Annotated in this window: 21 protein-coding genes; 1 reads left to right on the plus strand and 20 read right to left on the minus strand. The window is 70.3% G+C overall.

Going from position 1 to position 20,569, the window contains the following annotated elements:
* Positions 1-23: 23 nt before the first annotated feature.
* The 15 genes from QFZ74_RS09625 to QFZ74_RS09695 form a co-directional block, all read right to left on the minus strand.
* Positions 24-365 (minus strand): HU family DNA-binding protein, encoded by a 342-nt coding sequence (locus tag QFZ74_RS09625; RefSeq protein ID WP_307620385.1) that lies wholly within the window; start codon positions 363-365, stop codon positions 24-26.
* A gap of 161 nt (positions 366-526) precedes the next feature.
* Positions 527-1,336 carry a hypothetical protein gene (locus tag QFZ74_RS09630; protein ID WP_307620386.1) on the minus strand — a complete coding sequence of 270 codons (810 nt, stop codon included), beginning with the start codon at positions 1,334-1,336 and terminating at the stop codon, positions 527-529.
* A gap of 33 nt (positions 1,337-1,369) precedes the next feature.
* On the minus strand, positions 1,370-1,777 hold the full coding sequence (locus QFZ74_RS09635) for a hypothetical protein (protein WP_307620387.1): 408 nt from the start codon (positions 1,775-1,777) through the stop codon (positions 1,370-1,372).
* A gap of 19 nt (positions 1,778-1,796) precedes the next feature.
* Positions 1,797-2,525, minus strand: coding sequence for a hypothetical protein (locus QFZ74_RS09640; protein ID WP_307620388.1), 729 nt, complete (start codon positions 2,523-2,525; stop codon positions 1,797-1,799).
* Between the two features lie 28 nt (positions 2,526-2,553).
* Complete coding sequence (locus QFZ74_RS09645; protein WP_307620389.1) at positions 2,554-4,044, minus strand: DNA cytosine methyltransferase; 1,491 nt, start codon at positions 4,042-4,044, stop codon at positions 2,554-2,556.
* 211 nt (positions 4,045-4,255) lie between these two features.
* Positions 4,256-4,876 carry a hypothetical protein gene (locus QFZ74_RS09650; RefSeq protein WP_307620390.1) on the minus strand — a complete coding sequence of 207 codons (621 nt, stop codon included), beginning with the start codon at positions 4,874-4,876 and terminating at the stop codon, positions 4,256-4,258.
* 89 nt (positions 4,877-4,965) lie between these two features.
* Positions 4,966-5,289: a hypothetical protein gene (locus tag QFZ74_RS09655; RefSeq protein ID WP_307620391.1), complete on the minus strand. Its 324-nt coding sequence runs from the start codon at positions 5,287-5,289 to the stop codon at positions 4,966-4,968.
* Positions 5,290-5,349: 60 nt separating this feature from the next.
* Entirely contained in the window at positions 5,350-6,249 is a 900-nt protein-coding gene (locus QFZ74_RS09660; protein ID WP_307620392.1) for a helix-turn-helix domain-containing protein, read from the minus strand.
* A gap of 83 nt (positions 6,250-6,332) precedes the next feature.
* The gene (locus QFZ74_RS09665) at positions 6,333-7,475 is read right to left on the minus strand and encodes a PD-(D/E)XK nuclease family protein (RefSeq protein WP_307620393.1); all 1,143 of its coding nucleotides are present in this window, start codon (positions 7,473-7,475) and stop codon (positions 6,333-6,335) included.
* 64 nt (positions 7,476-7,539) lie between these two features.
* Positions 7,540-8,523 (minus strand): recombinase RecT, encoded by a 984-nt coding sequence (locus tag QFZ74_RS09670; protein WP_307620394.1) that lies wholly within the window; start codon positions 8,521-8,523, stop codon positions 7,540-7,542.
* Positions 8,524-8,540: 17 nt separating this feature from the next.
* On the minus strand, positions 8,541-8,885 hold the full coding sequence (locus QFZ74_RS09675; protein WP_307620395.1) for a hypothetical protein: 345 nt from the start codon (positions 8,883-8,885) through the stop codon (positions 8,541-8,543).
* A 112-nt stretch (positions 8,886-8,997) separates the two neighbouring features.
* A complete protein-coding gene (locus QFZ74_RS09680; RefSeq protein WP_307620396.1) occupies positions 8,998-9,201 on the minus strand; it encodes a hypothetical protein in 204 nt (67 codons plus the stop codon).
* 86 nt (positions 9,202-9,287) lie between these two features.
* Positions 9,288-9,860: a hypothetical protein gene (locus tag QFZ74_RS09685; protein ID WP_307620397.1), complete on the minus strand. Its 573-nt coding sequence runs from the start codon at positions 9,858-9,860 to the stop codon at positions 9,288-9,290.
* Positions 9,861-10,538: 678 nt separating this feature from the next.
* Positions 10,539-10,784, minus strand: coding sequence for a hypothetical protein (locus QFZ74_RS09690; protein ID WP_307620398.1), 246 nt, complete (start codon positions 10,782-10,784; stop codon positions 10,539-10,541).
* A 28-nt stretch (positions 10,785-10,812) separates the two neighbouring features.
* Positions 10,813-12,045, minus strand: a complete 1,233-nt coding sequence (locus QFZ74_RS09695) for a peptidoglycan-binding protein (RefSeq protein ID WP_307620399.1) — start codon at positions 12,043-12,045, stop codon at positions 10,813-10,815.
* 204 nt (positions 12,046-12,249) lie between these two features.
* On the opposite strand from QFZ74_RS09695, the gene QFZ74_RS09700 reads away from it, so the two are divergent.
* Entirely contained in the window at positions 12,250-12,660 is a 411-nt protein-coding gene (locus tag QFZ74_RS09700; protein WP_307620400.1) for a hypothetical protein, read from the plus strand.
* A gap of 174 nt (positions 12,661-12,834) precedes the next feature.
* On the opposite strand, the gene QFZ74_RS09705 is transcribed toward QFZ74_RS09700, so the two are convergent.
* The 5 genes from QFZ74_RS09705 to QFZ74_RS09725 are packed head-to-tail and all read right to left on the minus strand — an operon-like array spanning position 12,835 to position 20,534.
* The gene (locus QFZ74_RS09705; RefSeq protein WP_307620401.1) at positions 12,835-13,269 is read right to left on the minus strand and encodes a hypothetical protein; all 435 of its coding nucleotides are present in this window, start codon (positions 13,267-13,269) and stop codon (positions 12,835-12,837) included.
* The gene (locus QFZ74_RS09710; protein ID WP_307620402.1) at positions 13,270-14,382 is read right to left on the minus strand and encodes a hypothetical protein; all 1,113 of its coding nucleotides are present in this window, start codon (positions 14,380-14,382) and stop codon (positions 13,270-13,272) included.
* Entirely contained in the window at positions 14,379-15,305 is a 927-nt protein-coding gene (locus QFZ74_RS09715) for a hypothetical protein (RefSeq protein ID WP_307620403.1), read from the minus strand. The genes QFZ74_RS09710 and QFZ74_RS09715 overlap by 4 nt, the downstream gene beginning before the upstream one ends.
* Before the next feature lie 13 nt (positions 15,306-15,318).
* Positions 15,319-16,266 carry a phage tail domain-containing protein gene (locus QFZ74_RS09720; protein WP_307620404.1) on the minus strand — a complete coding sequence of 316 codons (948 nt, stop codon included), beginning with the start codon at positions 16,264-16,266 and terminating at the stop codon, positions 15,319-15,321.
* Positions 16,266-20,534: a phage tail tape measure protein gene (locus tag QFZ74_RS09725; protein ID WP_307620405.1), complete on the minus strand. Its 4,269-nt coding sequence runs from the start codon at positions 20,532-20,534 to the stop codon at positions 16,266-16,268. The genes QFZ74_RS09720 and QFZ74_RS09725 overlap by 1 nt, the downstream gene beginning before the upstream one ends.
* Positions 20,535-20,569: the final 35 nt, after the last annotated feature.

The raw sequence follows: 20,569 nt of genomic DNA on the forward strand, positions 1-20,569 counted from the left end.
GGCGGCCCCTGGTGTGCGGGCGGTTACGGGCGAGCGGCAGCGGCGGTCTTCGGGTCCTTCTGGATGCAACTGCCGGACTCCGGCACGGCGCGGCGGCCCGCCACGAACTCCTTGAACCGCGTGCCGGGGCGGTACTTCACGACCCGGCTGGCGGCGACGCGCAGCGGTTCACCCGTCTGCGGGTTACTCGCGACGCGCGCTGGGCGGTCCTCGGGCGTCAGGCTGCCGAAGCCCGTGATGGAGACGGGTTCACCGGCCGCGACGGCGCGGACGATCGCGTCGAACGTGGTCTCCACCGCGAGCGCCGCCTGAGCGCGGTCTCCGGTCGCGGCGGCCACGACCTTGATGAGCTGGGCCTTGTTCACTGGGAATTCCTCTCGGATCTCTGGCTGTGCCGCAGGAGTAGAGGGGGCGGGTGCGCCACGCGGCGGGCAGGGGGCTGAGCCCGAACCCGGGGTCCGCGTCGTGGTCGCACACCGCGGCATGAGAGTGCTGTGCGGTTTGCATAAATGCCATCTATCTTTGGTCAGTCGGGGAGCCGGATCAGGAGGTTCCCGCCCGCGAGCACCTGGGAGATCGGCAGGGCGACGGCCGCGCAGTCGGCGGAGACGAGCATCGGCTCCTCGCCGGGGGCGGGACGGGCGGGCACCACCCACGCAGTTCCGGTGTGGTCCTCGTACCGCGCTCCCACCTCGAGGAAGGCCCCGGCGAACAGGAACAGGCGGGTGCGCAGCGAAGAGGACCATCCCTCGCCCGGCGTCGGGCCGTCCCAGGTGTGGGGGGCCTGGAGGCCGAGGAAGTCGCCTCCGGCCGTCACCATCGTGCCCACCGGGCCCAGGGAGCGGAACTCGATCACCTCGCCGCCCGCGCCGGCGTTCCCCCACAGCGCGAGGTCGTCGGCGTTGAGCTGCACCGGGCGGCCGACGGCCAAGGGGTAATTGCAGGCACCGATCGCGAGGCGCACCAACGCGCGCCAGGGCAGCCGGCTTGTGTGGCAGGCCGCGGGCACGGTGATCTCGGCGGGGCCTTCGGTGAAGCGGAGCTTCTGGTGACCGCCGTGGGTGATGTGCTCGACAGTGATGTGGTCGGAGGATTCCAGCCAGGCGCGGAGCGCGGCGGCGTCGTCGTAGCCGACGGGGGCCGTCCACACGTCGCCGGTGACGGCGATGCGGGCGACGGCGAGAGTCCGCTCACCGCATCCCACGGCGTGCAGATGGCCGGGGATGCAGTCGAGGACCAGGACATCAAGGTCGTGGGTGTCGTCGTTCGTCCGGAAGCGGTGCGGGGCGACGCGGTCGAGGATGGCCGCCAGGTCGCGGGCCTTGATGGTGAACACACTGCTTCTCCGCAGGAGTTGTAGGGGTGGTGATCAGGTGCCGGAGGCACGCTTGCGGGCCCGGCGGGCCTGCTGGGCGAGCCGTCCGGCTTCCCGGCACAAGGAGCAGGCGCGCTCCCCGCGCCGGTTGTGCGCGCGGGCCCCGGCTTCGGTGCCGTGGATGATCGGGCGCCGCCCACGCTCGCGCAGCTCGTCGGGCTGCGCGTCGTCGCAGGTCGCCAGGACCTGCCCGTTGTGCCAGAGACGTCCGCCGCACACGCCGTCGAACAAGCTCGCGCTCGGCAGAACCAGGTCGATGCACTGCGCGCGGAACGGGCAGTCCCGGCAGACGGCGAGGAGGGCGACCAGCGGCTTCGTGGGGGCTTCGGCCGTCGTCTCCTCGGGCGTGAAGCGGAAGTCCCCGGCGCAGGGGGCCTCACCGGCCCACCCGTTGCCGCTCATCTGCTCCTCCTCCCGGCGCTTAGGCGGTCGGCGGCAGCGACATCAGGCGCACCTGGTCACTGGTGCTGATGCCGAACGGGTGGGCGTAGTCGCCGGGCAGCGGCATCAGGTGCCGGTCGGCCAGGGCCGGGAGGGCCAGCACCTGCCCGAGGAGCCTGGTGAGGCTGGTGTCGCAGTCGGCCGTCCACCGTGGGCGCGGCGTGCGCGCCGGGGTGCCGTCGTCGGCGACACCTTCGAAGATCTCGATGACGCGTCCGGCGCCGCGCCCGTCCACGACGAGGGCGGTCGCCTCGGGGTGGCGCTCGCGGACCAGGTCGGCCACACGGGCGGCCCGGTCGGCCGGGGGCAGCTCCAGGAGCCACGAGTTACCGTCGGAGGCCGCGTTGCGGTGCACGCTCGCCCACGCCGGAGAGGAGTAGGGGGCGAGCGCGGTCTGCACGTCGGACTCGATCTGGTCCGCGATGGCGTCGAGCGGGTGCTCGTCTTCCTCGCCCCGGTTGTCCCACAGCTCGGGGCAGGTGCGGACCGGGTTGGTCTGTGCACCCAGGACGCCGTGCAGGTCGAGGGTGCGGGAGCCGTAGAAGGCGAAGGTCACGTAGACCGCTTCGGGGCACGCGGCGCGGATCTTCGCGGTGATGTGGTCGAGCACCGCGAGGCAGTACGCCTTCTCGATGCGCAGGCGCTGGGCCTTTAGGTCCTCGCGCTGCTCGCTGAGGATGGTCAACTGGTCGTGTGCTGCTGGTGTCATGGCAGTGGGGTCCCTTCTTGGGGTGGGGTCAGGCGAGGACGGGCTTGAGGCGTTCACCGATCCAGCGGGCGACCGACACCGTCACGGCGTTGCCGGCCTGCTGGGTCTGGGCGGCCTTGCTGCCGGTGACCTCGTACGTCTCGGGGAACCGCTGGGCGCTCAACTGCTCGCGGGGCTGGAGCATCCGGAAGTAGCAGTCCTCGATGGCGGGTGCGGTCCTCGCGACGGCCGCCGAGTCGCGGGTGGAGAGGGTGTGCAGCGGCTGGGCCGCCGTCTTGGGTGCTGCCTTGCGGTACGGGATCACCAGCGTGTTGCGGGCCCGGGTGCGCACGTCGCCGTCGGGCACGACCAGGCCGTGGTGGCGGGCCGTGGCGATGGTGCTCAGCGGCGCGTCGATCGGTGCGGCGTCGCAGTTGTTGCGGAACTCCACGATGAACGGGTCCACGGTGACGAGGGCTTCGCTCTCGCGGGTGGTGCGGGTGCGCATCGGCTCGGCGGCCGAGGAGGCGGTGTCGTTCCACGAGCCGCCGACCGGCACCAGGAGGGCTTCACCGAGCTTGGCCGTGCGGGTCGGCAGCGGCCGGGTGTGTGGGGTGAAGGCGCGGTCGGTGCCGTCCTTGCCGTGCGTGAGGGTGATGACGGACGGGTCGTAGGGGAACTTCTCCAGCCCGGCCGCGATCCGCCGCATCGTGTTGGGCACCAGCGGCTGGGCGCGGTCACCGATGCGCTGGCCGATGTTGTCCCACAGGATCACGTCGGAGGCGGGCCGGACGTACGGCTCCACCAGAGCGTGGCCGCAGCGGCTGTTCGGGCACCGGTAGTCGTACTGCTGCTGGTACTTGCCGACCTTGACCCGCGGGTCGCGCCAGCTCTGGCGGGCCTTGACGTCGCGCCCGCAGTCGACGCAGTACGCGAGCGGGCGCGGCGCGAGGTCGGGGCGACGAATCCCGGCGAGGGTGAACACCAGGTAGACGCGGTCGCGCCACTGCGGGGCGTAGGGGTTGGTGTCCGAGCCGATGTGCGCGGAGGACACCGAGACGATCTGGACCCGGTAGCCGAGCTTCTTCATGGCGCGTATCCACTCGGGGAACAGCAGCCAGTCGGTGATGAACTCGACGACGTTCTCCACGACGACGCAGGGGAAACGCTTCGCCTCGGCGGCGCGCAGCACGCACCAGGCGGTCACCCGCGTCATCTCGAAGGCTTCCGGGGGAAGTTCGCGCCACTGCTCCTCTTCCTCAAACAGGGCTTCCTGCACCGGGTCGGGGCGCTTCCTGCCGCCGGCGGGGCTGATCTCGGTGCAGATGATCGAGGCCCACAGCACGAGGGCCTTGGGGAGCCAGCGCATGGGGTAGTTCTGGATGTCGGCGCAGCGCGCCGCCGCGGTCGGGTGGTTGGCCGCGAAGGTGTCGATGGCGGTCTGCCAGTGGTTGATGCCGAGGATCGGCTCGAATCCGGCTTCGAGCAGACGCTGGCCGTCTCCGCCCGCTCCGCAGAGCAGGTGGATGGATCGGGGCACGGTCTTCGGTCTCCAAGAGGTGGGGCCGCCCGGCCCGGTTCGCGGGCCGGGCGGCCGTGGGTCAGGACTGGTCGGTGGCGCGCAACGCGCGGTGGTGGTGGCTGTCCTCGATGCCGAGGGCGGTGAACCCCAGCAGTCCGAGGGCGCACGCAGTCAGCAGCCAGGTCACCGGTCCGCGCCCCCGGTGGGGCGCGGTGCGCGGCGCGGCCGGTCAGTCATTGCTGCGGGTGACGCGGACGGTCGCGATGTGCCCGGCGTTCTCGAACAGCGCCATCGGGTAGCCCTCTTGCTCGGGTCGCTGCCACACGCGGCGGTAGCCCTCGTGGCCGGTGAGTCGCCACGACCACTCCGCGAAGCGGGCGATGGCGGTGGCCGGGTCCTCGATCCCGGCCGTCTGGTTGTGGCTCGCGCCGTACGGGGCCGTGTGCGTAGCCGACACGATCAGCCGGGGGGCGTGGCCGGGAACGTCGAGACTGTCGATGCGGGCCATGAGCGGGATCAGGCTGGTGCCGTGGTGGCGCTGCGGGCCGTTCGGGGTGGAGTCGTACAGGACGGTGTGCGTGCTGGGGTTCTCCGTGTCCTGGCGGACGGCGGTCCAGCCGCTCACCTCGGTGGGGTCGACGGGCAGGCTGTGCTCGGAGGCGATGATCACTTCCGTGCCGTCCCGCAGGTCGGCGCGGACGAAGAACTCGCCTCCGCTGCCGGTCTCCACGTCGGTGACCCAGCCCGCGTAGCGCAGCGGCGTGATGACGTGGCCGTAGTTGTGGAACAGCCGCTGCCAAAGCGGGTCGTTCAGGCGGTTGTGATCGGACAGAGCAGCGATGGTGGTCATGTTCTGGTCTCCAAGAGGGTGTGCACGGCGGGCACACAGAACGCGCGCCCGCCGTTGAGAAATGTCACCTATCTCAGGTGACGCGAGCATCAGACGTTGGGCAGTTCACCGCTGGCGAGGATCTGCACCGACCACATGCGGCCGCCACGCGTGACGGCACAGCCGATCATGCGGCCCTGGTGGGGCAGGGCGAAGCCGCTGCCGCCCTCTTCCTCGGCGAGCTTGCCGACGAGTTCGCGGACGCCATGCTCGGCACACTCGGCGGAGCAGTAGAGGCCGTCGCCGACTCGCGGGGCGAGGTGCGGGCCGTGGATCACTTCCGCGACCACGAGATAGGCGTCAGGGGCGGAGGCGAGTGCTGAGGTCAAGTCGGTCTCCAAGAGGTCGGTGAGTTCGGCCAGTTCCCAACTCATGCTTATATCTTAATGGCGCCCACCGGGGCGTCAATGTTGGCGATCTTGCGAACGCTCCTGCTAGCGGCGGGAGTTGTGGAACTTCTCGCGCCCCATCCGGCTAAGTGCGCGCACCCGCTGACGGGCCTCCTCCACCGCTGCGGGGTCTGTCCCGGCCACACGGCGCTCCTGCTCGGCGAAGAACTCCCGTAGCCAGTCCTGCTGCCCGCGGTGCTCACGGTCGACTGCCTCGCGCCGTGCCTCCTCGCGCCCGGCACGCGGGTTCGTGCCGCAGCCCCGGCAGTTCGCCACGGGCTGCTCGTGCTTCGGGCAGCTCCCCCGCCGCTGCGCTCCCTGCGCCGCTCCCGGCTCCCCTGCGGCGTCAGCCGTGGGGGTAGGGGGGTTAGGAAGAGAAGAGGAAGAAGGGGGAAGAGAAGGGGTTTCCCCAGGGGAACCCGCCCGGTTTCCCTGCGGCAACCCACTGGGTTCCCCCACGGCAACCCTGCCCTGATCCGATTCAGGGTTCCCCTGAGGCAACCCTGAATCGGCAGCGGCCCGCGCTTCTTCCCGCGCGACGACGTCCTGCTGGGTACGGGCAGCCGCCGAGGGCTTGCGGCGCGGGGTCTTCCTCGCCAGCCGGGGGTTCTTCGGAGCACGCTGCTGCGCACGGCGCCGCTCGATCAGCTCCTCCGTGGACGGGATGGGCGGCACGCCGTACGGGAAGACCCTGTACTCGGCGCGCAGGCCGAGCCGGCCGACCGTGACCCGCTCGACCAGGCCGAGGCCGACGAGCTGCGTGACCACCGTGACGACGGTCTTCTCGCCGACACCAGCCCAGGCCATCATCCGTTCCAGGCCCGGCCGGGCGAGCCGGGTCTGATCATCGGCTGAGTCCGCGATCTTCATCAGGACCGCCTTCTGCGTCTGGTTGATCACCTCCTTCGGCAGGTAGGCGGCCACCACCATCAGTTGGATGCTCACCGGCACCTCTCCGTGTCGCGTCCTGCTCGCGCCGTCGCGGGGCGGGTCGGGGCACGGCGGCCCCGCCCACGCCGACGGGCGTCTCAGGGCTTCCTGCTGGCGGTGACGTTGATGCTCACTGCGGTCCGCCGATCGTGGTCGAGGCGCGTCGGCACCGGGATGCCGATCTCCTTGAGCGTCGACTTCATGGCCGTCACGTCGGGCGCCATCGGGACCTCCAGCCGCGCGCGGCGGTACAGCGCGACCATCGCCTCGACGTCATCGACCTTGGTCGGGTTGCCGCCGCTCCACTTCAACGCGTTGTCGCCGTAGATGCCCGGCTCGGAGCCGTCGAGCTTGGCGCGCAGGAACTTCTGCTTCTCCTTGAGCGGCTTGATCTGCTCCGAGACCTCGGCGTAATCGGCCAGCGCCTCGGCGCGCTCGGCGTCGTCGTGGATGAGCTGGCTCTGCGGAGAGCGCCCGGCGACCAGCGGCCCCCAGCAAGCGGTGCGGAATGGACAGTGGTCGCAGATCGCACTGATCCCCGGCCCCTGAAAGGTGCGGGGCAGTTCCTCCGGGGAGGCGGCGGAACGCACCTGCTGGACCCACCAGCGTGCACGGCGGGCGCGGTCGGCCTCGTAGGCGATCTCCTGGACGTAGTCGTCGCCGTTGTCCCGGTTGATGAACCGGAAGCGGATGCGCGCGACGGGCAGGGGCCCGAGGTAGGCGAGCTGGCGCTGTCCCTGGACGCTGACGAAACCCTCGCTGCCGAGCAGGTCGGCGTACAGGTAGACCTGCCGCAGCTCGGCTTCGCTCGCGCCGTACCGCAGGACGTTGTCCCACTGGTAGGTGCTCTTAGTCTTCACGTCCTCGACGGTCGTCTCCTCGGCCGGGAGCGTGGGACGCAGCCGCTTCGGGAGCCGGGCGGCAGTCCTGGCGTCGAGCTGGACGGCGTCGATGTGGCCCCGAACCGTCTGATCCTCGACGCGGCGTTCGACGAGCCATCCGTACTCCTCGCGGGCGGCCTCGAGTATCCCGGCGTGCAGCCAGGTCCCAAGGATCGCCTTGCGCTTCTCGCCGGTGTCGGTCGGGGTACGGCCGTGCAGGAGGTATCCCGCGCGGCGCGCGCACACCGTGTCGCTGGCGCCGAGCTTGGTCTGCTGGGAGCGGGGACGGCGTGCGTCCGCCGCGTGGGCGGCGGGCCACAAGCTGACCGGCCGCTCGGGCGCGATGGCCAGGGTGGTCATGGTGCTCTCCAAGAGGATGGGGCGCCGACCGCCGGACGACGGGCGGCACCCGATGTCGTCAGGGTCAGGAGGCGGCGCGGCGTGACGCAGCGGCCTTGCGGGGCTTGCGCTTCGCCGGAGCTGGGGCCTCGTCGGACTCGGCAGCGGGGGCGGGCTGCTCTGCCGGGGCCGTCTTCTTCGCGGCACGCGTCCGCTTCCTCGCCGGATGCTTGGCCGCTTCCGCGTCCCGGTCCTCGGCCGCGGGGGCACCCGGCTCGTCCTTCGTGCTGTCGCCAGAGTCGTCGCCCGCCTCCAGGCCGGCGGCGGCGCGCAGGCGACGCGTTGCGTCCTCCGCCTCGCACACGACTGCGTCGGCGTCGGCGCGTGCCATCTCCTCGTCCACGTACACGCCGGACAGGTCCTGCGGCGCGGCCATGCGCAGCGAGCCGGCTTCGCCACATTTGCGGATCATGTGAGCGGGCATCTGCCGCCACATCTTCGCCACGACGTACGCGCCCTCCTTGGGGTCGTAGTACGTCGGAGCGAACTCGTCCCACCGGGCGATGAACGGGAACCGCGCGGTGCCGCGCAGGACCGTGACCTTCACCGCGGCCGGGTACTGCCTGGACAGCCAGACGTCGTGGGCGTTGCCCTCGGAGTCGTAGTAGACGGTGTCCTCGTACGAGATGGATTCCCCGGCCTTCGCCGCTGCCCTGTGGGCGATGGTGCGGAAGCCGTCGATCCCCGTTTGGATCGTCCACGTCCGCTCGGGCTCGTCCGGGTCGTCGGCGGCCTTCCAGTTCTTGCGGCCGATCATGTAGATCTGCCGCGCGAACGGGTCGAGCCCGGACCGCACGCAGAAGTGGAAGAAGATGGCCAGTTGGGCGCGCGGAGCCTTCGCGAGTCCGGGGCTGATCAGCGACAGCGCGGCCACCTGACGCGCGTCGAACTCCGTCTGGTCGGCGCGCAGCACAACGGCGCTCTGCGCAGCGGCCGAGGTGGATGCCGGGAGCGTTTCGACCACCGTGCCCTCCACGATGGCGGGCTCGGCGGATGGTTCGTCGGTCACGTTCTCTCTCCAAGAGGTCAGTCGGTCCGCAGGCTGCGAACCTCGAATGCGCCCGCCCACTCGGGGTGGCGCTCGATGAGCAGCCGGACATACCGGCTGCGGAAGTTGTTGTTGAGGCGGAACTCGTCGCCCTCGGTCGCCGTGACGTAGCGCCAGCGCAGGACCTCGAAGAGCATCCCGATGCCGACGCGGCGTGCACCGCGCTTGAGGTAGTCGGCGGTCAGGGTCTCCAGGGCCCGGAGAACCCAGGGGTTGAGCTGGTGGAACATCTCGAACTGGGCCTGTATCGAGGCGGGTTGGCCGTCCGGCTGCCGCACGGTGTGGATAACCAGGCCCGGAAGCTCGTCTTGGACGGATGCCACGCCAACGCCCCCTGATGGTGACCGACTTCAAGAATGTCACCTATCTTGAGGGCTGGCGGTCAGATGATCAACCCCATCGAGGGTGAGCGCGACTTCGCACCCTCAACTCCAGTCAGGAGCAGGCACGCTCGGCCTCAGCCTCCATGCGCGCCTCGCGGGACTCGTTGGCCGACGAGACTTCCCGCAGAGCCCTGAACGCCAGATTGGAGTTCGGATTCTTCGCGACGTAGAGCGAGAGAGCCCCTTCCACGACCAGGACCTCGCTCGGCTTCATGATCGCAATCTCGCCGCCGCCGGGCGTGACGATGAACTGCACTACCGCCTCCTTCGAACTGCCGCCCCATTACGGGGATTACTTATATCTTATTGGCAATTCGGGGCAAAGTATAGTTTTTGCGCTGGTCAGGAGCTCTTTCGGGTGTGGCGGCCACGGGTGAGGACACGGCTCCCCGGGCCGTCGTAGGTGCCGTCCCGCAGGGCCGCGACCACGGCCTCGTCCACCTCCCACGGCAGGGTCCGCGCGGTCTCGCGCAGCATCTCGGTGGAGTCGAGGACGGTCTCCAGCATCCAGAGCATCGAGCCCGACAGCAGCCAGTCGCGCTCCGGGAAGCGCCCGCTCGCGATCGTCGTGGCCAAGGCCCCCTGCGAGGGCAAGCCGAAGATCTGGATGATCTCCTGCTGGCCGACGATCGGCGGCAGCTCGGCCGCGAGACGCGGCTCCCAGCCTTCGCCCTGCTCCGCGATGATCTCTGCCTTCGCGTCGTGGTCAACCTGGCGGAAGTGGGCCGTGGTCGCGCCCCAGCCGGCCGCGAAGCCCAGCGGCCAGTACCGCACGCCGCTGACGACGACGGCGGTCGACGGGTCCAGCACTCTGCCGCGACTCGGGGAGAGCCACTGCGCGACCTGCTTCGGATCGACGCGGTACAGCCTGGCGAACTCCTGGTGCCCGACCAGATACGGCTTGCGCCGACTCATCCCGTCCTCCGTGTCCCGTCCTGGATGCCGGGGGAAGCGTAGCCGCACGCGGACGCCCGTGTGCGCGGTGGTCGCTGCTATGGTGGCGGCGGTCTTTCTCCAAGAGGACCAAACGGCCTCCGCTTCGGCGGGGGCCGTGTGCGTTGCCGCGCACTACGCGGTCTTCTCCTCCGCCTGCCGGGCAGTGGCGCTGCGCCCGGTCCCTCTCCTTGAGCTGGCGGGTGAACCGCAGAGCGTGCAGGCTGCGCCCGCCGGTGGCCTCGCGGAACGCGGCTGCCACCTCGACCCTGTTCATGCGCCGCCCGTCTACGGTGAACAGCGGTCCCTCGATGCGCGCCCCGATCAGCTCGCGCAGCACGCCGGCCGCCGACGCGGTGACGCCGGTCTCGAAGAGGTCGCCTTCCTTCGAGCGCCGGATGACGACCAACCGGTCGTCGAGCTCGGCGTCCTGAACGTCGAAGGCCAGGACCTCATCGGGCCGGACCTCCGACTCCCACAGAAGCTGCCAGACCGCGCGGACGGCGAGCGGGACCGTCGGGTCCGCCAGCACGGTGTCCACCTCCAAGTCGGTGACGAGCAGGTATGTCGGTTCCATCAAGACCCCCAGGCCGCAGAAACAGTTCGCCCTCACCGTACGAACCGCGTCGGACACGGGCTCTTAACAACCGATCCGTCAGATCACGTACGGATCAGGCTGACGACGGTCAGCACCACCGCCGTGATGCTGACCAGGACAGCGACGGTCGGCAGCGGCCACCGCGTCTTCTCCAGCGCCGCCACCCGCTCCTCCAGCTCCTCCAGCGCCTTGTCAGTCTGGTCACTGCGTTGGACGAGCAGCGCGAGCTGGCCGTCCATGCGTGCAAAGCCGACCTCCAGCGCCGAGCGGAGTTCGGCCAGGGCGAGAGCCACCTGTCCCTCGGGCACGACGTCCTCCTCTCTGCTCACCGGGTCGTCAGTACTTCGGCGTGGCAGGGTCGCGGTTGAGCGTCAGCCACGACGCCGTACCGGGCCTGCCCAGGACGGTGCCGATCGTGGACTTCAGCGCGCTGAGCGCGGCGGGCATCGCGGAGACCGCCGCGGCCTGCCACGCCGAGAGGGACACCATGCCCGTCGTGTTAGAGGCGGCCATCAGGCCCAGCAGGGACTGGAGGTAGGTGGCGACGGTGCGCTCCGCGACGTCGGCAAGAGCCTGCGGCATGGGGTCGTACTCCTGGTTCGGGGTGGTCGTGCTCGGCGCGGGAGCGCCGGCCTGGTGCGGGACGCGGAGGTCCGCCCAGGTTTCGGGGCCGGGGATTCCGTCGGCGTCAGCGCCGTGGTGGCCGCGCTTGATCTGATAGGCGGCGTACGAGCGGCGGTGCGCCTCGTTCCACACCTGGCGCGGCGGGGAGTCGTAGGAGTCGCAGCCCTCCGCGATCAGCCGCCTCGCCATCGCGGCGATAACCGGCGACGACCGGCCCTCCCGGAAGAACTGCGCGCCCGGGTACGCCGCGTACTTCGGAGTCGGCTTGGGCTTCGGATCAGGCCGGTCCGGCTTCGGCTTCGGCCTCGGCTTCGGCCTCGGGGCAGGCTTGGGACCGAGCTTCGGCTTGCCGTCGTCCTTGAGGTGGCGGGCGACACGGGCGCGGAAGTCGTCCATGTCGATGCCGCCCGGGTCCGGCTTGCCGGGCTGCCACTCCTTGTGGCCGATCACGCTGTGCTCGTTCCAGCCGTGCGCGCGGCAGATCGCCGCCGCCGCTCGCGCCATCGCGTCCAGCTGCGCCGAAGGCCAGGACTGGCCCCCAGTGTTGATGCACTCGAAGCCGTAGAAATGCCGGTTCCCGTCCGTATCGGCTTCGTTGTCGCGCGGGAGGGTCTTCTTCTCCGCGATGACCGCGAGCAGAACGTCGGTATCGCCCATGCCTGCGTGATTGCAGCGCCCGTACCCGACCAGGTGAATGGTCCCGGAGCGGTCAACAACTCCATGACACAGCGGGCCAGGGAGATCCTGATACCCGGTGCGGCACAGCTCCACCATGTCCTTCTCGGAGCTGTACGGGCCCGTGTGGTGAATCATCACCCCATTCACGGGGCCCCAGTTGCCGTGCGTGTTGCGGTTGTGGGTGCGCCACTTCCCGTGCTCGACCACGCCGAGCCCGGCGCTCTTCAGCACGGACTGGAACCCGTCCGCGCTCAGCGGTGTAGCCACGCGCTTCGTCCATCTCCCCTGCGCCGGATGGCAGTCGGCCGTGGCCGCCGAAGCGGTCCGGTCCCTCGGGGGTGCGAAGCGGGTGGAGGGTCACCCAGGCCGTCATGCTACCGGCGGTGCGCCGGGCCTTAGAACTCCTAGCGGAATGAACTCCATGGAATCCGCCCCCTCTTATCGAGAGATGCCGGCGGGCAACATGGCGCCATGAACTCGGATCAACCGCTGCCTCGTCAAGTGAAGTTCATCGACACGGCCTCGCTGCTCAGGCTGGAGGAACGGGCCCGTGAGCTCAGCCTCAGTCAGCGGCTGGACCCAGCCTTGGTGATGGAAAATGCGGCGCCCGACGGAACCCACTACCTCTGGCCGGCCATGTGGCACAGCTTGTCCCATCGCCCGGACCTTCCGCGTCAGGTGCGGTGCGAGCTGTTGATCACCACGCGTACGGGAGACCGGGTGCTGAGCCTGCTTGATGTGCTTCCCGACGACTTCACCCCGCTACCGAGGGTGACCTCGCGCGACGACGGCATGCGGGTCCGTGAACTGCTGGACCATTCTCCTTCAGTCAGGGAGTGGCTGCTGCGAGAGGGCGAAGGCCACTCAGACCGGCTGCCGTGACAGGCGGCGCCAACAGATCAGTGAGCGCGCGAGCTTCAGGAAGACTTCGTGGATGTCGTCGCGGATCTCCCAACGGATCAGCAGAAGGCGGGAATCAGCGCAGGTGGGCGAATGCGTGCTCAACGACTCACCGTTGTCATTCCGTTAGGAGTTCTAAGCCGATGCACCGCTCGGTCAGGCGTTATCGCGATCGGTACGGATCGACGTGCTGTCGAGGCTGAGCCAGGTCACGCGGACGCTGCCCCCGCCCTGGACGCGTAGCCGCACCAACCCCTTCAGGTCGATGTCGAGTTGGAGCGCGCGTCGCGCATCGGAGGCGACGTCGACCGTGCGCGGGGCCTCGGGCCAGTACCCCTCGGGCAGCAGAGCAATGAGCTGTTCGTCGGTGGCCCGGCCGCCTTCGATCCCGACCTGGCCGCAGAACTCCGTCGTGTCCCACAGGTTCGCCCGGAACTGCGGCGGCTGCTCCTCATCCGGGACGGAGGTGTCCCCGGTGAGCGGGAGGTCCTTCCACTCCGGGTACGGGGCGCGGCGGGCGCGCTCCAGCGCGGTGACCCGGCGCTCCAGCTTGGCCAGGCGGCGGCCGAGGGTGGCGATCGTGTCCGGCATCTACTGCTCCGTTCCTTGTTCGCCTGCCTCGTCCTCGGGCTTGTTCGTACGCTCCAGCTTCAGCGTCACGCGCTCGGCGGTCTCGCCCTCTCCGGGTCGCACGGTCCACCCGACGATCCGGCACCAGCCGTCGAACTCGGTGTGCGGCTCGAACAAGCGGATGCGTACGTCGTCCCCGACGCGCAGCGCGTGGATCGGGGCCGCCGGATGGTCGGTGATCTCCAGCTCGGTCAGCGAAGGAAGGTGGTGGCGGGCCAGCCGCTCGCGGCGTGTCCGCTGCTTCAGCTTCGCCTCGTCCTTCTCGCTGGTCTCCAAGACGTGCTCCAGGCGCAGGCGGCCGTTGCGCTCGCCGTCCACGACGACCTTGCGCTTCTTGCCTTCGCCCGCGCCGAGCCCGATGACCCACTGGGCGTAGGCGTCGGCGTCCTTGATGACGTGCGGCGTGCCGACGACGTTCGCGCCGGTGGTGAACGTCAGGTCCTCCCGCCGCTGGCCGAGGCGCGGCGCGCCGAGGAGAATGCGGCGCTCGGCGCGACGCCCGCGCCAGGCCACGGTCTCCGACCACTCCAGGCCGTCATCGATCTCGGCCATCTCGTCCACCATCTCGCCGAGGTTGCGCGGCTCGGTCCTGGTCGTGGTGTACGGGTCTTTCGCCGTGCCGGTCTTCGCCTTCGACGTGGTGTCGTCCACGACCACGCCGAGGTCTCCGTCTTCCTGATCCTGGGCGTAGGCCCATGCGTCGCGGATCACCTGGCACGGGTCGGCTTCGATGTACGGGCCGCGGCCGTCGAGGTTGCCGTGCACGTCGAAGCGTTTGTGGAGGTAGCTCGTGAAGCCGGAGGCTTCGACCGGAACCGTGTTGCCCTCCGGCTCGGCGCGCCACAGGACTCCGCCCCAGTCCAGGCGGGCGTCGCGCTCGACCAGGAGCACGGTGTCGCCCGCGTCGAGCGTGTCGCTCAGCTCGTGGCGGAATGAGGTCGGCAGGGTCGCCTTGAACGAGCCGGGCCCGGATATCTCGGGGCCGTACTCGACTTCGCCGAGGGGGAGGTTCCAGTGCAGGACGTCGCCGGTCGAGGCCCGCGCGACGATGTAGCGGTAGTCGGCCATCGTCACGCGGGCCCTTCTGTGAAGGCGACGTCGAGTGTGACCGTCGTGCCCTTGGCCACGGTCAGCTTGCCGTCGCCGTACTTGTCGTTCCGGTTGATCTGGACGGCCAGGTGCTGGCGGGTGCCCCGGTAGTCCGGCGGCACGGCGAGCGTGTCGGCCAGGGTCGCGGAGGAGCGGCGGGTGGTGGTGCCGTCGTCGTCCACGACCGTCGGCTTCGCGGCCCGCTCTCCGAGGCGGGTGCGCAGCTCGGCGTACACCGAGCCCGCATCCGTGCGCAGCCCGGAGAGCGTGACGACGATGGTGGCCGTCGTCGCCCAGGCGGGAACGTCGAGATCCCAGGCCGCTTCCTGCGGCCAGGCCGCCCACTGGCCGTGCTTGCCCGGCACTTCCTCGGTCTTCGTCGGGTGCACGGTCCGCAGAATGCGTTCGGTGCGCGGGTTCGCGACCTGCCGCAGGTCGGTGATCATCTCGGCGGTGACCGCCGCGGTGTTGCGCGGCAGGGTGACCCGGGCCAGGGCGAGACCGGTCATCCCCTCGGGCACGGCGACGGCGTCGGCGGCCACGCCCTGGACGACGTGGAAGTAGCCGATCTCCTGGGTGCGCGGGTCGCGGTCCCCTTCCCACTCGGGGTCCTCGATCCGGAGGACGATGAGGTCGGTGCGCGCGAACGGGCCGGTCGGCTCGACGTCGACACGGGCGTCACCGATGTTGCTCTGGGTGTAGGCCCCCTGCCACGGGCGGGCGCCGTGGATGAGGGCGGAGCCGTCACCGACGCGGACGCCCGGACCGGGGGTCTCCAGCGGCCGGACCTTCAGGTCCTCGCTCTCGGCGATGCCCTGCCGGCCGCGGGCCAGGTCGCGGATCATCAGGCGCATCGCGCGGGCGGAGTGGTCGGCCCCGCGCACCATCATGGGGGGTTGCAGCGTCACGAGTGCTCTCCGTTCACAGGGTGGTGTACGCGGACCGCCACGCCACCTCGAGGCGCGCGGTGCCGGACGGGTCGCTCGCGGTCCACGCGATCTCGGATCGGCCGGGCGGCAGGGTGAACAGGTCGAGACGGCTAGCAGGGCTCAGGTCGTTGGCGACGTTGACGGTGCCGTTGCGCAGCGCCCAGCAGGTGTTGGGCCGGGTCTCCAGCTCCACCCACTCGCCGTCGCGCAGCGACAGGTCGAGTTCGAGGACGCGGCGGGTGACGGTGTTCCAGATCCGCGGCCGGGTGACCGGTCCGTGTACGCGCAGGCTCGGGTACGTCGGCGCGTCCCCGTGGTTGGTGACCCAGCCGGGCCGGTCGTCGGCCGGGCGGTGCTCCGGGTCGGCGGTGCGGCGGCAGGCGGTGCGGCGGCCCATCGCCTCGTCCACGGTGCGGTCGGTGTCCGCGTGCGCGGCCTGGTCGAGGCCGAGCGTCAGCTTCGACAGCTTGTCGTCGTACCAGCGCGGGTTGTCCAGGCCCACGAACTCAATGTCCAGGGGTATCCACCCGTGCACGGCGGTGGCGGTGCTGGTGGCCTCCATCCGGCGAAGTCGCCCGTATAGGCGCCGTGTTGTGTGACCGGGCCACCGGCCGCGCAGAACGTGGCGGCCGTCCGGGCTGGTCCGGGCGGCGGGGTCGTCCAGGGCCCGCTCCAGCCGGGCGAGAATCTCGGCCGCCTTCACCGGGTCGCCGGGGGTCTTGATGCCCGCCTCAAAGCGCAGCGGGCGCGGACCGTAGAAGTCGCGGCCCGGGGCGGTGCCGTCGCCGTTCGCGTTGTCGGAGTCCTGCGATCGGGTGGCCGGGGAGCCGAGCCCTTCGATGTTCCCGACCGGGACGAGGCTGCCGGTGCCGAGGACAACGCCGCCGATCTCGTACTGAAACGGGGCCAGTTCGGGGTTCTTGTTCAGTGCTGTGGTCATCACACTCTCCCGCCCCGCTGCGCGTTGCGCAGGGTGCGCATCATTTCGTTGCCGATCTGCTCGGGGGTGGCGGAGCTGTCGGAGACGGTGACCGGCATGGAGCCGATCAGCGGCTGCTGCTCGCGTACGACGACAACCTGGACCCGACCGCCAGCGCGGGCATCGACCACACGGGTGCGGGCACGGTCGCTGCTGGTGCGCAGGTCGAAGGAGCGGACGACGCCCGCCATCGCCGCGACGCTGCGGGCCTGCTTGAAGGAGTTGGCGAGCATCGGGCTGTAGTCGCGGCCGCGGGCGTTCCGGACGCCGCCGTCGGCGTACCACTCGATCTGGCCGCCGAATCGGTCGACCACCGTCTCCACGATCGCCTTGCTGCGATCGCGCTTGGCGGCGGCCAAAGGCACGTATGCCTCCCCACCTGTCTCCCGCTCACCCCAGACGCGGTAGCTCCCGGCCGGGGCGATCTGCGCGACGTGCTGCTCCTTGCGCGGGCCGTCGGTGACGCCGCCGTCCGCGTAGTAGTCGACGACCGCGCCGTCGGCGTGCTTCTTCGCGCCGCGGGCCTGGACGTCGGCCTGACGCCTGATGGCGTCCGCGACGTTGGTGTTCTGCTCCGCGAGCTGGCTGAAGATCGAGACGTGCCGGGTGGTGACCGTGACTTCCTTGCCGCGCAGGGAGTTGATGCGCTCCTGGATGGAGTCGGCAGCCTTCCGTGGGCCGCCGGTTGGCACCGTGATCTTGACTTTCTTCGATCCGGGGACCTTCTCGATCCGGAAGCCCAGGGCCTCCAACTGCTTGCGGGCCTCGGCCGTCGGCGCACGCACGACGACGGACTTCGCGCCGGGTGTCGCACGGATCTTCGCCTGTACGGCTTCCAGGCTCTTGATCGCCGCGGCGGTCGGGGCGGACACCTTGACGTTCTTGCTGTCCGGGGTGCGGCCGAGCTTGTCGATCAGGGTGTCGAGGTTCTTCTTCGCTCCGGCGGTCGGAGCGGTGATCTTGATCTGCCGGGTGCCGGGCACGGTCTTGACCGTGAATCCGAGGCTCCGGAGCTTCTTCTGCGCCCCGTCGGACAGTGAGTCGACCTTGATCGTCTTCGCGTTCGGCAGCCGCTGGAACTCCGCCTGGACGGCGATGAGGTTCGCCAGGGTGGAGTCCATGCCCTTCGTCTGGAGAAGCAGCGACACCTTCGACGGCAGCAGGCCGAGGCTGTCCGCGACGCCTTCGGCCTGGGTCTTGGTCAGCCCGTAGCCGCGAGCGGCCTGGATCGCCTCGGACCGGGCCCGGCTCATCTGCTCGCGGGCTTTCGCGAGCGCGGCCGGCAGGTCCTCGCCGTTACGCTGGGCCAGGTCGAAGGTGGCCACAGAGGCGTCGGCCGCCGCGTCGGAGAGCGCGGTGAGCTGGGTGTAGAGGCCCTGCCCGTTCCGGGTCGTGGTGTTGAGGGTCTTGTCGTCGTTGACGAGCTGCTTGCCGCCATACCCCTGACTGCGGTCGACGTTCTTGCTGCCGTCCTTCAGGTCGAGGACGGCCGAGTTCACCTTGGCCTCGGCGGCCTGGAGGGAGATCTGACCGCCCGACAGCAGGTCGAGCGCGGACTTCAGCGAACGGGTGCGGGTGTCGGCGTCGGCTGTCTGGTCGGCCAGGCCGCCGACGGCCTGCTTCAGCCGGTCGTACGCCGAGGTGCCGTCCCCGGCGCCCTTGGTGGCCTTGGCCAGGTCCTTGGCATTCTTCAGCGCCCCGGCCATCTCGCCCTTGACGGAACCGAGCGCGTCGGCGGCGTCCTTGTACTGCTGGCCGACCTCGGAGTAGTCGAGGACCGTGGCCTTGCCTCCGGCCAGGTCCTTGTACTCCTTGTGCTTGTCGGCCGTGGCCTGGAGCTGCTTCTGCAGCGCGTCCAGTGAGGTGCCCTGGCCGAGGTAGGCGTCGGTGAGCAAGGACAGGGGGACTCCGGCTTGCTCCATCACCTTGGTGAGCTGGCCCTGTTCCGTCTTCGTGTCCAGCAGGGACTGCGCCGCCGCGTTGCGGACGTTGCTGTTGATCTGGCCGCCGGACTCGCGCAGCGCGGAGGTGAGCGTGGAGACGCGCTGCTGGTGCTCGGCCGCGGCCTGGGCTGCCTTCTGCTGCCGCGCCGCGAGCAGCCCCAGGCCCACCGACACCCCAGCCATGACGACGCCGAACGGTCCGCCGAGCGCGTTGGTTACGCCGCCGAGCGCGGAGCGCAGGCCCGATCCGGCGGCCCTGCCGATGCCGTTGAGCGTGCCGGTGAAGGTGGCTCCGGCGCCGTTCACGCTGCGGAACGCCGAGGTCATGTTGCCGAGGAACCCAACGCGTGCCTGCACGGCGGCCCAGGCCGCGCCGTACCGCGACAGGGCGACACCGGAAGCGGCGGCCAAGGACTGCTGCACGCGCATCTGCTGGTTGAACGAGGCGATGCCCGAGCGGACCGGCCCGGTCATGGTCGTCGCCATGTTCGTCAGCGCCGGCTGGGCCCGGCGGAACAAGAGCATGGCCAAGGCGGCGGACTGGATCGGTCCGGGCAGCGCGCCGAACAGGCTGACCAGACCGCCGACGGCGTGACCGATCGGGACGAGCACCATCGACAGGCCCGAGACCGCGTCCATCGCGAGGTTGGCGACGGTGGCGATGATGTCGAGCGTGCCGGCCGCCGCGCCGCCCTCCTGCCCGAGTCCGGAGATGGCGTCCAGGATCGGCTCCGCGCCGTCGGCGGCGTTCGACAGGACGTCTCCGAGCGTGCGACCCGCGTTGATCAGCAGGTTGAGACCGGTGGCGAGGGAGTGCTCACCGATGTCCTTGAGCGGACCGACGAGCTGCTGGGCCTCCTCGATGAGGCCGCTGAGCCCGTCCTTCGTCTGCTCCTTCAGCTCCGGGCCGTACAGCGAGGCAATGTTCCGCCCGTACTCCAGTGCCGTGGTCAGGTACGGCGTGGCGCCGGACATCCCGCGGGTGAGCAGACGGGTCACCCACTCCAGGCCGGGAGCCATCCCCTCATACAGAGCGATGCCGGTCTGTCGTGCCTGGGTGCGCAGTTGCGTCATGGCACCGGCCAGGCCCTCACCGCGCGAGGCGGTGATGGACGCGGCCGAACCGGTCTGCCCGACTGCCCTCGACAGGGCGTCGAAGCTCTCGGTGCCCTGATGGGCGAGCGCGACAGCGCCGCTGAGCGCGGGCTTGCCGAACGCGCGGGTCACTTCAGCCGTGAAGTCCTTCTGAGACATGGAGTGTTCGGCCTTCGACAGGCCCTCGATCACCGTGCGCAAGCCCTTGAAGCGGCCCTGCGCGTCCCATGCCTCGATCCCGAGGTCGCGCAGGGCGCCCTTCATGATCGGCGTCGGCGCGGCGAGGTTCGCGAAAAGACCTCGCAAGCTCGTGCCGGCCGTCTGCCCGAGGATGCCCGACTTGCCGAGCATTCCGACCGCGGCCGCCGTGTCTTGGAGGGTTACACCCAGCGCGTTCGCGACCGGGCCCGCGTACCGCATCGAGTAGTAGATGTCGGTGATCGAGCCCGACGCGTTGTTCGCCGTGGCGGCGAGGGTGTCGGCCGCGCGGGACGCCTGATCAGCGCCGAGGCCGTACTGATCCATGATGTCGCCCAAATACTTGGCCGACGTGGCGGCGTTGACGTCGGCCGCCGCCGCGAGCTGGAGCGAGGCGCGTACGGCGTCGATCGACTGGTCCGCGCGGAAGCCGGCCTTGCCCAGCTCGACCATGCCCTCGGCGGCGTCCGCCGACGTCGAGGTGGGCAGCGTCAGGTCGTTGCCGAGTTCGCGGGCGACGGCGGCGGCCCGCTGCATTTGTCCGGCGGTCGCGTCGGTCACCGCGCGGAAGAGGTTCATCTGCCGCTGGTAGCGGTTGCCCTCCTCGATGACCTCGCCGGTGCCGAGGACGAGGGCGCCGCCCGCCAGCATGTTCGTGGCGGACATGCCGCGCCGACCGGCACCGGCGGTCGCCCGCTGGAGCCGGGACATCGACCGGGCGCCGTCGTCTCCGGCTGAGCGCAGCGCCGCGCGGGCAGCTCCGGCGCGGGCGGTGATCCGGTTCAGCTCCCCGACGGCACCGCGGACGGAACGATTCAACGCGGTGAACTGCGAAGCGAGGCGTGCCCCGTTGGCGTCGAGCCGGGCCAGGGACCGGTTCGCGGCGTCGGTCCGGTCCCCCAGGGTCCGCATCTGTGCGGAGGCAGTACGGGTTCCCGCGATCAGGTCGCGGACCTCGGCGCGCATCGCGACCGTGAGGGTGAACCCGGCCATCGCTGGCGGTCTCCTTACTTACGTGCGGGGGTGGA

The sequence above is a fragment of the Streptomyces sp. V3I7 genome (genome assembly GCF_030817495.1).
In the GTDB taxonomy this organism is placed as follows: domain Bacteria; phylum Actinomycetota; class Actinomycetes; order Streptomycetales; family Streptomycetaceae; genus Streptomyces.